We start from the raw sequence: 12,309 nt of genomic DNA on the forward strand, positions 1-12,309 counted from the left end.
TAGTTTACTAAACAACTTCCATCCCTCCTATCCATTACAAATTAAAAAAGAGGCTGTATGAGCAGCCCCTTAGATTTGTCTGATTTTTTTGGAAAAGCAGACTACTATATTTTTCTCCTGTTCATGGTAGCCGTATGAACAAAAGGAACTGAATGTCTTGAAAAAGACATACACTTCGTTTTGCTCATAAAGAGCTGGGGCATCAAACCCCACCTCACACCACACCCCTGACGCTTAACGTCTAAGATCAACGATCTGATCCACAGCATGATCGAGTCCTACATATGATAAAGGTACAGTAGGTATCACCTGAGCAGTATTGCTCTTTGTGATTCCACTGTACCTGAATTAAAGTATCAAATTATTACTAAATTTCACTCAAATTACCGTCAAAATCAGAATCATTTCACATTGCATCTACTTATTCTATACATATCCAGCCCTTATTCAAGTGCAAAAATATTATTTCTCTTGTTTCTCTAAAGCAAATGCTTCACTTTTTTAATTATAAGTACAAATTAGCCATTTCAAATAGTTTATGGAATGCGATATCTTCTGTTTGAAGTTCTAATCCTTCTTTAAGAAGGTCCCAGGTAAATGTTACAAATAGATACTGAATTTTGTTTGCAGTTGTTATATGACCTGAAATAAAGGTCTCAATCAGTTTAATTATGGCTTCTGGACTAGTAGTATTTAGTAAAGGGATAGAAACTTTTTTTACATCCAAAGGTAACATGTATAAAAGCATTATAAAAAAGTCAATCTCACGATGTTCGCCAGCTCGTGTTAATTTATCGAAACTTTCTGAATTCCATTTTAAATATGGTATATTAATAACTTTTTCATTTATTAGATTGACAAGTCCTACTTGGGTATTAGATTTAACTTGAATATTTTCGCTACTATATTCTTCTTTAACTTTTCCCATCTTCGATTGATAATCAAACATTTCATTAAAAATTTCTTTTTCAAATTCAAACAGTATTAGAATATATAGCGTATATATGACCTGTAAAGGCTCGTGTCTCGAAAAATTTTGAGGAATCAGCTTATATTCCAATCCATTACTTTTATGTTTGTTTACTCGGTTAAGTTCACACAAAAATAAATATTTATTAAAAATTTTTTTGATTTTTCTAGGGTTATTGAAATTAATATGTCCAAGAAATTCTTTTATTAAATTGCCAGTCTTTTCTGACATTTTATCAAAGTCATTCACTTTAATTAGGAAGTCTTCTATTAATTTATCTAACTCATATGTTGTAGGCATATGAAAAGTTACATCAAATATTTTTTCTAGATATTCTTCAGCAGTAATGTGATTGTTGTATTTAATATTTATCGCTTTACTTACAGCCTTTTTATCTATCCCACTAAAATATACTATTTTGTTTGTATCTGTAAAAAAATGTTTTATAGATGATAAAAGATTTAAAACATTGCTAGGCTCACATCTATCTAGATCATCAATAAAAATCAATAATTTCTTATTAGTTATCTCATAATATTTCTCAATTATTCTGTTAAATTTATTATTAAAACTCTGCACTTCGCTATAAAATGATTTTTTTTCATACATTTCTTTCGTTTGAGAGAAAGCCTTACTAGTCGATATTTTAGCTCCTGGCAATGATATGTCAGTATTAAGAATTATATTTTTGCCTAGTGAGAATAGCTTTCTTGCAGCAGATTTGGTTTCATCTATAAAAGTATGTAATATATCTTTTTCCTTTTCTATCTGATCCATAATAGCTTCTAATAGAGAAAGTGAGAGATTCGAGTCATATTCATATTTCCATGCCTCGAAAAAAATAACAGAGTAGTTTTCGATTTCACTTTGTAAATATCTCATAACTGAAGTTTTACCACTACCCCAAGTTCCATACAATGCTATCATGTTATTTTCTTTGAAATAGTCCATTCTAACATCAAGGATGCTCTTTATAGTTCTTGACTTAAAATATGTTCCAAACATATCAGAACTGCTGTTTAAATCGAATGGTCGATTACTATAAATTGTTTCCACCAATAAATACCTCTTCTCATCTGTTTTGCAATCTTTCCATATTCTACAAGATTTATTCTATTCCTCCTTTCGGTTTTCCTGCAAATTATGATTCTTGTTCCTTCATATTTTATTCCGCTTTATTTTTCATTTATTTCGCACGATAATATTAATAATCCAGCCTTTTGCATACTTCATCTATAATCGTCTCTTTAACAGCTTTTATAGCTTTCGAATTCATCCCATAACTTAAATGTTTGAGCTATGGATTCAATACCTTTCTCAATGTACCGGTCGATAGTGCTTTCACTCATAATACTTTTAAACCGTAAAATGGTGGTTTTACGGTTATTTCCTTTAAGGAATCTAAAATCAATAATACGTCTTGTATCATTATCGATAATTAAATCAGCTGCTTTCTCAATGTTGGATTTTACCTTAATAGCTTCTTTCAGTATTTCACTTCCCTCGCTTAGGTTATTGGTTTCGAATCCCTCAACATCTGCTTTTAACTTCATATATCTGGAAAGCAAATATCTTGTTCGCACAATGTCAGCAGCGTTCGCTTCTGGAAATAATGAAAATTGATCTACATCAGATTCAGCTACCATCATATTCTCACACCCCGCTGTATATGTTATAATCGGTGTAAGAAATCAAATAATCCTCTGCGAGCCCTGCCAAGGTATACACGCAGAGGATTTTTATTATTAGCAAACTCTTTCTAGTATCTTCTCTTTAAAATCGTTATATATAAGGATGAGCTCTTCATCACCACAACTAAGTATTTGCTCCTCACTTGTAGCTCCGTAAAAACGGACTAATGCTTCTATTACTTTATTGGCTTGTTCCTGTGTCAGTTTCTCGTCTTCAATGATGTTAGTAACAATATATAACGATACTGCTGAATTAAATTTATCTTCTGAGTTTAACTTCAACTTAACTTCCCCTTTCCTTTCTTGTAACCCACCCAAAAGCGCTACTCTGGCTATTCTCAATGGGCCTCTGTCGATTTAGTGGCCTTTTTGCTTAATGTATTTCAGTATTCATTGTGATACTTCATGCTGAATGAATCTGAATCCCTTCGTGCTCGAGGACTTTCCACAACTCGCATAAGGTCATGTCTTCAACTTTTTTTTCTTGCCTAATACTAACAACTGGCTCTTGGATAAACCCGTAATCTGGAAGGGCACTGTACTCTACATACACACTACCAACAACGGTTTGCTTATTTACGTCTGCTAGCCGCATAAACGCTCCAGGCAAAACAACAATGGATTGCTTACTGTAATGAACTATAAAATTTTCATTCCTATCTTTTTCAAATGAAATTAATACTTGCATATCCATTCCCTCCTATTGGTGAATTTATGGTATGGTCTTCATCAATCCATGCAAAAGTAACCTTTTCCGATCCTCTCCACATCATCCTCCGTTGCAGGTGCAATAATGAAGGGGCGTCCTTGGAGGTATATTACTTCCTCGTCGCCTTCCTTGATGCTTAGAATAAACTCTTCATATAGTTTTATAGCTGTCATACTTCCTCCTGGATGTAATCATCAATTGTTGCTTGATTTTCTTCGTAGTATTCTTCCATGCGATAACCCTCGTAACCTTAAGCTGGCATCCTTCTCCCAAATACACCATTGGGGCGATTCTTGATCAGTCCTCTTCGAGCTCGGTCCATAATGAGCAATGCAATTTCATCCGCATCTCGGTCAAATGATTTGGCAATGTCCTCTATGCTCAGACCTTCATTCCACATGGAATCGAAAGCTAACACATCCCGTTCATCCCAAATCATATTGACATCCTCACAGGCTATGTATATCTTTAAACGCTCCAGCATGTCATTCACCTCAATCAGTCTTATTGATGACTTTCATCGTACCTGTTGCTCGGTGAATCAGGACTATTTCGTTAGAAGTATCACGTTCAACTAACCAGTTTTTAGTGTTCCATCCCATTTGTTCAATTAGCTTTTTCTGTTTCAAATTTGGACTCGTTCCTTGTTTCATTATCCTTTCGCCTCCGCATATGCTATTTCTAGAAGCTGACTGATAACTGCAGCAAAGGGTTTTAAATATTCAGCTGACATATCGTCAAAAAACTGCTTGTCCGGCCAATCACCATCATCCTCTAAGAGCGGAACTAGTTTGATGACATTTGGATTCCACTGAATCACTGTACCTATGCTTCGCATCGTCCATAGCCGTTTTTGCAAGAGGATTGATCTTTCTTTGTGTTCAGGATCAAGGATGATAAGGAGTAACCTACGCCATACACGATGGTCTGGAAGATATGGACGCGGATCAGTAAACATATCATTCATACTACGACTGGCTTATTCAATTTGTCGTCTAGACTTTTAGCCTTTTCACGAGCCTTAGCTAGCTCTTCATCAGATAACCGAGAAGCAGGTGTGCTGTCTGGCAATATTCCTTGAATACGCGGCTTACTGCTCTTACCTGACCGATATGACGATGGACCTTTGCCCATTTGAATAACTTTCGGGGGTACTTCATGTTTAGCTAGTTGAGCCTTCCACATATCATCAATAGCTTTTTCGTAATATTTAAACGTACTTGGAATCCTAAATCCTACTCCTTCTTTGTCATCTTCACGGCTTCGCTTTTCTTCGAAAATCGTTTTCATTGCCGATACAATGAATTCTACGGTAGGTATGTTTGCAATAAGTCCATTCATACTCTTGTAATCACTCTGTCTTAACTGTGTTGGAATCTTTCCGTGAAGATCACAAAAGGCATCTTGCAAAATAATTAACGAGTTTGAAACTTCGACCTGAGCAGTAATAATATTTTCTTTAAAAGCTTGTTTTAAAAGATTTATTTCTTGAGTGGTGGATTCACCACTACTAGAAATGGTAGATTCACCACTACCCCGCATGGTATTTTCACCATTAATGGTTGATTCACCAGTGGTAGCTTCACCACTGGTAGCTTCACCATCTATGGTAGATTTACCACTGGTGATTTCACACAACCATTCATCGTAGTTCTTGTTAAATCCGAGTACTCTTACGGTGCTTTCCGGTACTGATTCAAGTATGATTTTCCTGTCCAAAAGCTTTTTTAATTCCCTTTGCACCTGTCGGCGGTCACCATCCACAGCTTTAGACAAAAACCCCATTGAAAAAGCATGGGACTTCCGCTTAAAGCCATATGTAAACCTTAGAACAGCAAGAACGATCCGATGCTGGGTTGCGTTTAGCTTTGTTTGGTACAGTTGTTCAAGAACTACGTTGGCAATGGCCGTATAACCATTTTCAAGCTGCACGTCAGCCATAATCTGTCCCTCCAAGCTTGTGCATCAATGCCTTCTGAGCATCAGCTGCGATATTTTATAGAATTCACAACACGCAAACACGTTAGAACCACGTCCCATCCAAACAATAATGCCACCAGTCACCGTTCTTGAAATAAACCTTTAGACAACGCTCCTTCATGTCCCACTTGATTTCTTTTAATTGATCGAGCTTATGCTGCTTCTCGGTTCCCATAGCATTTGAATGCATGGTATATGCACGTTTAAATAAGTTCTGTTGAAGTTCCGTTAAGTTTCTATAGCCTTTTGCTTTTATAACTGGATTCTTAGGCATTGCTTGTCACAGCCTCATGATGACTCCCCCCTTGTCTTCCACTGACATGAGCGGTATAATTGATGCACAAATTGTTTTTAAATAGTTTTTCTTGAAATAGTCATCGTTCGCCGCGGTGGCTATTTCTGCGTTTACAGGAACCCCATTTTCTCTTAAAATCCGCTGAGTCATTTCAGATATACTTTCCTGAGCTCGATAGTCAGCTGCCATGCTAATAACTTCCCTTGCTTTCATAATTTTGGTTACATAAACAACACCTGATTTAAATCCTTCATTTTCAAGCATCTTTGCGAACATCGCATAACACTCCTTTTTAATTGAGATAACCCTTCATTTTTAACTCTTGGCGGTGTTCTCGCCATAATCCCATCCAACTAAATCCATACTCCTTACAAAGGATTGCGACGTTATGTGTAAGTGCTGTGATTGCTTCGATCTGTTCCATAATGGATACTTTGATAAGCTTAAGGTCGTCCGTGTTTAACTGATCTCTCCGTTTTGTTATAGGGGTCGCAGCGAGTGCTGCAACTGCTTCGCTGATTTCTTCTATTGTCTTTAAATGAACGCTTGTTTTATGTAAGTCGGCTCCATTTAGCCAAGGTGAAGATGTACCACCGTTATAATCAATGGAGGCTTCCATGCAGAGTTCAGGCGAGTCGTAGTGTTCTACAAGCTTTTTCATCGTTTCATCATTAGGTCTGCGTGTTCCGATTTCATATTTGCTGACTGTCGCAGAGCTTACATGTGCAACCTTAGCCGGTCCTTTTTGAGTTTCTCCCCTGCTTAATCTGACTGATTCAAGTACTTGTCCAAATGACACGGTAAAATCATCTCCTTTGTCCAATTTGTGGGATTAAATTTGCCAAATTTTTAGTATATGATATTCTCATAACAACTTGATGGTTCGGTTGGCTACTAGAACCTCTACAAATGATTCCCCTACCTCCCCATTGCCCACCACCGTACGAGTGGGCTTCCTCCTCACTCATTAATCAGCGGCTCTTAAGCCATTCATAAAATTCCATTTTCAGTACAAGAACAACCTCACCCTTTTTCCTCTGTTTGTTCAAAATAGGAAAGTTAGGATCATTGGTCCATTCCGTTACCTTCGACTTACTCACATCACACAACTGCATGATATGGGAGATCCGCAGCACCTCCGGATACTCATTGTTCAAGCGGAGCTCCGAAAGCTGTAATTCCAATTTTTCATTCCTCTCTGCCAAGTCAGCTGCTAATCTTAATGCTGCAGAAAGACTCTTCGGTGATTGAAAATCTATTTTCAATGCAATATTCATTGTCAACCTCCCTCATAATTTTCCTAGTGCCTTGCTGCTATTGTTTATATTGCTTCGAGTATATTTCGTTGATATTCGATTGTAGTGGTAACCGCGGCGACTTCCTTAAGATCTGACTCTTCACTAAAATGCTGAATCATTCTTATTACTTTTTGATCTTGCCCGACATTTTTTCTTTGAATGACATGGCTGCCTCTTTGTAGTTTTCAAAGGCTCGCTTCAAGATTTAGATCACCTCACTTTCTCTAAACTCTCCCTTATTGTGTATATCACTACACAGTTCAGTTAAAAAAAATAGATCTTCGAATTTTTTATGTGGAAATGCTTGTAAAGTACCAATAATGAGACTTTCTCCTGGCGAACAATACTTTGGATGATTATCATCTAATTTAGTTCTCCAGAGCCTGCTTCTAGAAATCCCCATTTTTTCAGCGAGCTTAGTATCATTTAAATTCTCTTCTTTTTGTAGTTCTTCAAGTACTTCAACTCGTAGCTTAATCTTCAATTAACTCACCTCAACCTTCTGTTTCGTTCTCTACACAAATAATATACCCCAAATGTGTAGTTAACGCAACAAAAACTTTTCGCCAACTACACAATAATTTTGTTACATGTACGAAACACTTTTGTTAAAATGGTCTTATTACTAATGAGGTGTTGATGATTCATATGAATATTGTCGAGTTCGGATTATACTTTGCTGAACTAAGAGAAAGAAGTGGATTTAAGAGCCAACGTCAGCTTGCTATTAATAGTGGGGTTAGTAATGGGACAATAGCCAGAATTGAATCAGGTACACAAAAAGTAACTCCCGAAACATTAAAATTGCTTGCACCACATTTGAAGGAAGTTGACTACGAGCAATTAATGATTAAAGCAGGTTACATAAAAGAGTCAGAACAAACTGTTTCCTATGAAGATTTTGGTGGTCGAGCTTACTACGGTGGTGGTTCCGACTGGACTGAGGAAGAGAAAGCCGCGGCTGACGCTTTCATTGAAACGCTGAGGAAGAGAAAAGCTGACCTGGAAAATAAGTGATGGATAAAATCGACAAACTCACCGGTAGGTCATTGGTACTAATTCCGATCTACGTTGGAATTGTTATCATCGTGTTTAAACCTGCGACAAGAGAAGTCAAAAAGAAGGAATATAACTTCTAGCACAGTATATGGTGAAACTCAACCGATCATTGATGAAATGATTGAGCTCTCGAAAGAAACAAAATACAAGAAATCTGAAAATAAAGAAAAAAACATTGATTAGTCAAAATTGAAGATATAAGCAAATACCCCAACCGATGGGGATTGTACTGGAGTATCCCATGCTTAAAAGAAACCAAACTCTCTCCACCCCTGCCGAATTCGAAGAAGCAATCAAGACAGGTGTTAAAGTAATGGTTATGCAAAAAGGCAAGCTGCTTGATTACGGCGGCCCGATCGAGCGTTTTTCAGAAGACGCGGTATACATAGACGGCGGTTACTTCTTAACGATGAATTGCGAATTTAGAGTGAGATAACAAGGAGATTTTATATGAAGGATTTATTTCCGGGGTACTACAAACCTACAGAACAAGAGTTTCAAACATTGTGGTCGGAAGCACTGTTTGTTTTTGATGCGAATGTACTCTTAAATTTTTATAGATATTCTCAACAATTAAGAGAAGTACTTTTATCTATTTTCAAAAAAATTGATAATAGGATATGGATTTCTCACCAAGCTGCACTTGAATATCATTTCAATAGAACTGCTGAAATAAATAAACAAGAAAATGCATATGAGAATATTATCGCAATTCTCGATAAAAAATTAAATGACAATGGTGAGTTGAATCAATATAAAAAACATCAGCTAATTGATATTCTTGAAATCAATAAGTCCCTAAGTGATTTATTTAATCAATTAAAATTACAGTTAATGAATCAACGGGAATCTCATGGGACAATCGTAGATTTTGATCATACCTCCGAAATACTTTCAGACTTATTAAATGGGAAAATTGGCGAACCATTTGATAATGCGGAATTGCAAGAACTTTACAAAAAAGGTGAAGATCGTTATACAAAGAAGCTTCCCCCTGGATTTGATGATGCAAGCAAAAAAGAGAAAAAGTATTTTGAGGACTTAATCATTGAAGAAAAATTTGGTGACTTTATAATTTGGAGTCAAACTATAAACAAAGCAAAAGAAACTAATAAGCCGGTAATATTTATTACTGATGATGCCAAGAGTGATTGGTGGTACAGGCCATATGGTAAAACCATTGGCCCTCATCCTCATTTGATACAAGAAATGAAAAAAGAAGCTAATGTGTCATTTTACATGTACCAAACCGACCAATTTATTCAGTTCGCAAAAAAATATTTAGAAACTGAAGATTCTATTGAAACAATAAGCAATGTTGTTCAAGAAATTAAAGAAGTCCGAAAATCTAACGAATCAGCTTTGCAATCTGAATTCTTTTCAGAAAAAATACTTAGTGAATTTATTTATGATGAAAAAGATTTGGTTCATATGATTAGTGTTGTGAAAAATAATGGAAATTCAGTAACAGCACCTACTACAGACTCAGAAATTAATATTGCAAAAATAGCACTTAGAATGCAGTTCATAGATAGAAAGTTTAATATTAAATCAAAATCAAATTTATATACCCCTACTAGAACTTTTCTAAAAACCGCCTTTAATTCTGACTTAGATATCTTAAATGCAATTGAAACACCTGATTTATCTAGAATTTTCGGGTCATTTCTTACATCCGTAAATGATCATGAATATGTCCAAACTCTACTAGATGCCGAATTGATTGATAGTAGTTTCACTTTAACTGCTAAAGGTATTTCTTTCTTAAAAGACTCATTGCTCTACAAGGTATAGTTGAACAAGCCCACATTTCGGGCTTTTCTTTTAACCAAAAAATAGAACATACATTCCTATAAATCCAACAACTAGGAGGCACTATATGTACCTAACTTACTACAAGCCTACAGATATAGAGATATGGATCAATCAACAATACCAATCATCTGGTATTCATTATGCTTCTGAATTGGATCTTGATCGCATTGCGGATCTGTTCGGAATCGAATTACATATATATGATGGTAAGTCATTCGCTGATTGGAAAGACGATTCACACCGCTTTATCCTATTGAACATTAGCCTACAGCCTGCACAACGCCGTGCTGAGTTCTTCCACGAGCTATGTCACCCACTTAGGCATGTTGGGAATCAAGACGGCATGGGGAAGTTGTTTAAGGAGTTGCAAGAAATACAAGCAACTCAGTTCCAATATTACGCAGCTATGCCCTTCTACATGTTGGAGGAATTCAAAGATATCTCTCCTTCTCTCTTAGTTAAAACAATGGCTGAGGAGTTTATGTTACCGGACCGATTCGTTGAGCGACGGCTTGATCAAGTCAAGAGACGCCTTCAAATGGGTCGCCAAGACGCCGAGTTGAATGAACGCATGAAGACACCTGTGAAAGTCGATATGGCGCACGTCCGCCGTGTCATGGAGGAATTTGGTCGTAAGCAAAGAGAGAGACAGGGTGCATACTGATGAATGTTTCTGTATATTACGAAGATCATGAAATTCACGGATTGTTATTACCATTAAGGATTAATTTCTATTTTGGCCGCGGCGTCATCCAGTGGGACAAAGAAAAGGTTATTTTACCTGCCCAATTCCCCTTTAAAAAAATGACGGCTGATGATGTTTTCCCTGATGTTACAAGCGTCACTGTCATGGCTGGGGATTTATTCCCCCATCCCACCAATGTAAATAAATTTGGGGTATATCTTCCGTTCATTGTTGAGCGAATGGAACAATATAAATTTAGCACTGGAGCTAGTTATGAATACGAAGACATTGAGCAGTTAATCATCCAAGTTACAGATATAGAAACTGTTGTACGAACGAAATTGACTTCACTCTACGATGAGGAGGAATTTTGATATGAAGGGTTACTTTATTCAAAGAGGAAAGACATGGACCTACCGTATTGATTTACCGATTGATCAAAAGACCGGCAAACGCAAACAGAAATCTAAAGGAGGATTTCCAACAAAGAAAAAAGCTCAAGAAGATTGTGCAATTGAGTTAGCGAAGATCGCAAATGGCGATTATATTACCGATGAGCAAGATATAACGCTGGATGAGTATTTGAAGGTCTGGCTAACGACTTATGCCAAACCGAATTATAAACCTACATCACTCGATACAGCCACCTTTATGATCGAGGCACGGATAATACCAGCACTTGGACAATTAAAGCTCTCCAAGATCACACCAATTATAATTGAACAGTTCTATGAAAAGCTACATGCTGCAGAGTATTCAAGTGAGTACATTTCCAATATCCACAGTCTGATCCGACGGACACTTCGGCAGGCTTACAAATGGGATATGATGAAATATAATGTTATGGAAAAAGTGAACACTCCAAAAAAGAGAAGAAAGACAATGGAATTCTGGAACCTGGAAGAATGGAATCATTTCTTGAAGGTTGCGCACGGACATGTGCACTTCATCTTCTATTCACTCGCCTTACGTGCAGGCATGCGTAAAGCGGAAGTCTCTGGGCTTAGATGGTCTGATATTGATTTCGAGAAGAAAACTCTAACGATTCTTCAAACAGTTGTTAAAACAAGAAATGCCCTTATTTTTCAGGACACAGCAAAAACAGATAACTCTCAGCGAGTCATAGAAATGGATAAGTACTTGATCGAGGAGCTTAAAGAGCGTCGGAAGCAAGTAATTGCTAAAAAGTTGGAGTATGGGCCATCCTATAAGGACCATGATCTCGTGTTCTGCTACGAGGACGGCGGAGCTGTGAAACCTAAGAGGCTTACGGAGAGCATGGATGTGTTAACGAGGAAAGCTGGATTAAAGAAGATCCGCGTACACGACCTGAGACATACGCACGCCTCTTTCCTTCTCTGGCTTGGTATAAACCCTAAGGTAGCTGCTGAACGCATGGGAATGAGCATTCAGATGTTCAATGAGCGGTACTCTCATTTACTGCCTACCATGCAGCGGGAAGCGGTCGATCATATTGAGTTAGCACTCGAAAATTACAAGAAAGCTGAACAAAAATAAAGCAATGTGCACAAAATGTGCACAAGCCCCTCATTTCCATCATAATCATGATGAGAACGAGAGGCTTGTTATGTGTCTAAAAATAATAAAAACCCTTATACACCAAGGGTTTCCGTACTATGGGCCCAGAGGGACTCGAACCCCCGACCAATCGGTTATGAGCCGACCGCTCTAACCAACTGAGCTATAGGCCCAAAATAAAATTTGGTTGCGGGGGCAGGATTTGAACCTGCGGCCTTCGGGTTATGAGCCCGACGAGCTACCGGGCTGCTCCACCCCGCGTCATTAG

The 12,309-nt window shown here is 37.3% G+C and carries 20 protein-coding genes and 2 tRNA genes; 6 read left to right on the forward strand and 16 right to left on the reverse strand.

Annotation, left to right across the window (positions count from 1 at the left end):
• Positions 1-505: 505 nt before the first annotated feature.
• The 14 genes from QFZ77_RS26810 to QFZ77_RS26875 form a co-directional block, all read right to left on the reverse strand.
• Positions 506-2,026: a KAP family P-loop NTPase fold protein gene (locus tag QFZ77_RS26810; protein WP_307444114.1), complete on the reverse strand. Its 1,521-nt coding sequence runs from the start codon at positions 2,024-2,026 to the stop codon at positions 506-508.
• Positions 2,027-2,217: 191 nt separating this feature from the next.
• Positions 2,218-2,619 (reverse strand): hypothetical protein, encoded by a 402-nt coding sequence (locus tag QFZ77_RS26815; protein WP_307444115.1) that lies wholly within the window; start codon positions 2,617-2,619, stop codon positions 2,218-2,220.
• Positions 2,620-2,715: 96 nt separating this feature from the next.
• A complete protein-coding gene (locus tag QFZ77_RS26820) occupies positions 2,716-2,943 on the reverse strand; it encodes a hypothetical protein (protein WP_307444118.1) in 228 nt (75 codons plus the stop codon).
• Positions 2,944-3,064: 121 nt separating this feature from the next.
• Positions 3,065-3,349: a hypothetical protein gene (locus tag QFZ77_RS26825; RefSeq protein WP_307444121.1), complete on the reverse strand. Its 285-nt coding sequence runs from the start codon at positions 3,347-3,349 to the stop codon at positions 3,065-3,067.
• Positions 3,350-3,390: 41 nt separating this feature from the next.
• Positions 3,391-3,543 (reverse strand): hypothetical protein, encoded by a 153-nt coding sequence (locus tag QFZ77_RS26830; protein ID WP_307444123.1) that lies wholly within the window; start codon positions 3,541-3,543, stop codon positions 3,391-3,393.
• A gap of 77 nt (positions 3,544-3,620) precedes the next feature.
• Positions 3,621-3,854: a helix-turn-helix domain containing protein gene (locus tag QFZ77_RS26835; RefSeq protein WP_307444124.1), complete on the reverse strand. Its 234-nt coding sequence runs from the start codon at positions 3,852-3,854 to the stop codon at positions 3,621-3,623.
• Between the two features lie 10 nt (positions 3,855-3,864).
• Entirely contained in the window at positions 3,865-4,023 is a 159-nt protein-coding gene (locus tag QFZ77_RS26840) for a DUF6906 family protein (RefSeq protein ID WP_307444127.1), read from the reverse strand.
• A complete protein-coding gene (locus QFZ77_RS26845; protein WP_307444130.1) occupies positions 4,023-4,229 on the reverse strand; it encodes a hypothetical protein in 207 nt (68 codons plus the stop codon). Before QFZ77_RS26845 ends, QFZ77_RS26840 begins: the two co-directional genes overlap by 1 nt.
• A gap of 104 nt (positions 4,230-4,333) precedes the next feature.
• Positions 4,334-5,311, reverse strand: coding sequence for a replication protein (locus QFZ77_RS26850; protein ID WP_307444132.1), 978 nt, complete (start codon positions 5,309-5,311; stop codon positions 4,334-4,336).
• 82 nt (positions 5,312-5,393) lie between these two features.
• Positions 5,394-5,624 carry a hypothetical protein gene (locus QFZ77_RS26855; RefSeq protein WP_307444135.1) on the reverse strand — a complete coding sequence of 77 codons (231 nt, stop codon included), beginning with the start codon at positions 5,622-5,624 and terminating at the stop codon, positions 5,394-5,396.
• 6 nt (positions 5,625-5,630) lie between these two features.
• Complete coding sequence (locus QFZ77_RS26860; protein WP_307444138.1) at positions 5,631-5,921, reverse strand: hypothetical protein; 291 nt, start codon at positions 5,919-5,921, stop codon at positions 5,631-5,633.
• A 16-nt stretch (positions 5,922-5,937) separates the two neighbouring features.
• The gene (locus tag QFZ77_RS26865; RefSeq protein ID WP_307444141.1) at positions 5,938-6,444 is read right to left on the reverse strand and encodes a helix-turn-helix domain-containing protein; all 507 of its coding nucleotides are present in this window, start codon (positions 6,442-6,444) and stop codon (positions 5,938-5,940) included.
• Between the two features lie 172 nt (positions 6,445-6,616).
• On the reverse strand, positions 6,617-6,922 hold the full coding sequence (locus QFZ77_RS26870) for a hypothetical protein (RefSeq protein WP_307444144.1): 306 nt from the start codon (positions 6,920-6,922) through the stop codon (positions 6,617-6,619).
• Between the two features lie 226 nt (positions 6,923-7,148).
• Positions 7,149-7,427, reverse strand: coding sequence for a winged helix-turn-helix domain-containing protein (locus tag QFZ77_RS26875; protein ID WP_307444146.1), 279 nt, complete (start codon positions 7,425-7,427; stop codon positions 7,149-7,151).
• A gap of 164 nt (positions 7,428-7,591) precedes the next feature.
• Between QFZ77_RS26875 and QFZ77_RS26880 the strand changes: the two genes are divergently transcribed.
• From QFZ77_RS26880 to QFZ77_RS26905, 6 genes are all read left to right on the forward strand, one after another.
• On the forward strand, positions 7,592-7,960 hold the full coding sequence (locus QFZ77_RS26880) for a helix-turn-helix domain-containing protein (protein ID WP_307444149.1): 369 nt from the start codon (positions 7,592-7,594) through the stop codon (positions 7,958-7,960).
• Between the two features lie 283 nt (positions 7,961-8,243).
• Positions 8,244-8,438 carry a hypothetical protein gene (locus QFZ77_RS26885; protein WP_307444150.1) on the forward strand — a complete coding sequence of 65 codons (195 nt, stop codon included), beginning with the start codon at positions 8,244-8,246 and terminating at the stop codon, positions 8,436-8,438.
• 14 nt (positions 8,439-8,452) lie between these two features.
• A complete protein-coding gene (locus QFZ77_RS26890; RefSeq protein ID WP_307444153.1) occupies positions 8,453-9,796 on the forward strand; it encodes a PIN-like domain-containing protein in 1,344 nt (447 codons plus the stop codon).
• Positions 9,797-9,881: 85 nt separating this feature from the next.
• Entirely contained in the window at positions 9,882-10,481 is a 600-nt protein-coding gene (locus tag QFZ77_RS26895) for an ImmA/IrrE family metallo-endopeptidase (protein ID WP_307444158.1), read from the forward strand.
• Positions 10,481-10,876, forward strand: coding sequence for a hypothetical protein (locus QFZ77_RS26900; protein ID WP_307444160.1), 396 nt, complete (start codon positions 10,481-10,483; stop codon positions 10,874-10,876). Before QFZ77_RS26895 ends, QFZ77_RS26900 begins: the two co-directional genes overlap by 1 nt.
• A 1-nt stretch (position 10,877) precedes the next feature.
• Positions 10,878-12,020, forward strand: coding sequence for a site-specific integrase (locus QFZ77_RS26905; RefSeq protein WP_307444163.1), 1,143 nt, complete (start codon positions 10,878-10,880; stop codon positions 12,018-12,020).
• A 120-nt stretch (positions 12,021-12,140) separates the two neighbouring features.
• On the opposite strand, the gene QFZ77_RS26910 is transcribed toward QFZ77_RS26905, so the two are convergent.
• Together QFZ77_RS26910 and QFZ77_RS26915 are read right to left on the reverse strand one after the other, a co-directional pair.
• Positions 12,141-12,214 (reverse strand) — tRNA-Ile (locus QFZ77_RS26910).
• A gap of 11 nt (positions 12,215-12,225) precedes the next feature.
• Positions 12,226-12,302: transfer RNA gene (locus QFZ77_RS26915), tRNA-Met, on the reverse strand.
• Between the last annotated feature and the right edge of the window lie 7 nt (positions 12,303-12,309).

Source organism: Paenibacillus sp. V4I3 (assembly GCF_030817215.1).
Classification (GTDB): Bacteria; Bacillota; Bacilli; order Paenibacillales; family NBRC-103111; genus Paenibacillus_E.

Excerpts from the sequence above, each read along its gene's own strand:
- QFZ77_RS26855 (WP_307444135.1), bottom strand. The coding sequence starts at position 5,624 with ATGCCTAAGAATCCAGTTATAAAAGCAAAAGGCTATAGAAACTTAACG.
- QFZ77_RS26830 (WP_307444123.1), bottom strand. The coding sequence starts at position 3,543 with ATGACAGCTATAAAACTATATGAAGAGTTTATTCTAAGCATCAAGGAA.
- QFZ77_RS26840 (WP_307444127.1), bottom strand. The coding sequence starts at position 4,023 with ATGAAACAAGGAACGAGTCCAAATTTGAAACAGAAAAAGCTAATTGAA.
- QFZ77_RS26880 (WP_307444149.1), top strand. The coding sequence starts at position 7,592 with ATGAATATTGTCGAGTTCGGATTATACTTTGCTGAACTAAGAGAAAGA.
- QFZ77_RS26815 (WP_307444115.1), bottom strand. The coding sequence starts at position 2,619 with ATGATGGTAGCTGAATCTGATGTAGATCAATTTTCATTATTTCCAGAA.
- QFZ77_RS26825 (WP_307444121.1), bottom strand. The coding sequence starts at position 3,349 with ATGCAAGTATTAATTTCATTTGAAAAAGATAGGAATGAAAATTTTATA.
- QFZ77_RS26870 (WP_307444144.1), bottom strand. The coding sequence starts at position 6,922 with ATGAATATTGCATTGAAAATAGATTTTCAATCACCGAAGAGTCTTTCT.
- QFZ77_RS26860 (WP_307444138.1), bottom strand. The coding sequence starts at position 5,921 with ATGTTCGCAAAGATGCTTGAAAATGAAGGATTTAAATCAGGTGTTGTT.
- QFZ77_RS26835 (WP_307444124.1), bottom strand. The coding sequence starts at position 3,854 with ATGCTGGAGCGTTTAAAGATATACATAGCCTGTGAGGATGTCAATATG.
- QFZ77_RS26900 (WP_307444160.1), top strand. The coding sequence starts at position 10,481 with ATGAATGTTTCTGTATATTACGAAGATCATGAAATTCACGGATTGTTA.
- QFZ77_RS26890 (WP_307444153.1), top strand. The coding sequence starts at position 8,453 with ATGAAGGATTTATTTCCGGGGTACTACAAACCTACAGAACAAGAGTTT.
- QFZ77_RS26895 (WP_307444158.1), top strand. The coding sequence starts at position 9,882 with ATGTACCTAACTTACTACAAGCCTACAGATATAGAGATATGGATCAAT.
- QFZ77_RS26885 (WP_307444150.1), top strand. The coding sequence starts at position 8,244 with ATGCTTAAAAGAAACCAAACTCTCTCCACCCCTGCCGAATTCGAAGAA.
- QFZ77_RS26905 (WP_307444163.1), top strand. The coding sequence starts at position 10,878 with ATGAAGGGTTACTTTATTCAAAGAGGAAAGACATGGACCTACCGTATT.
- QFZ77_RS26850 (WP_307444132.1), bottom strand. The coding sequence starts at position 5,311 with ATGGCTGACGTGCAGCTTGAAAATGGTTATACGGCCATTGCCAACGTA.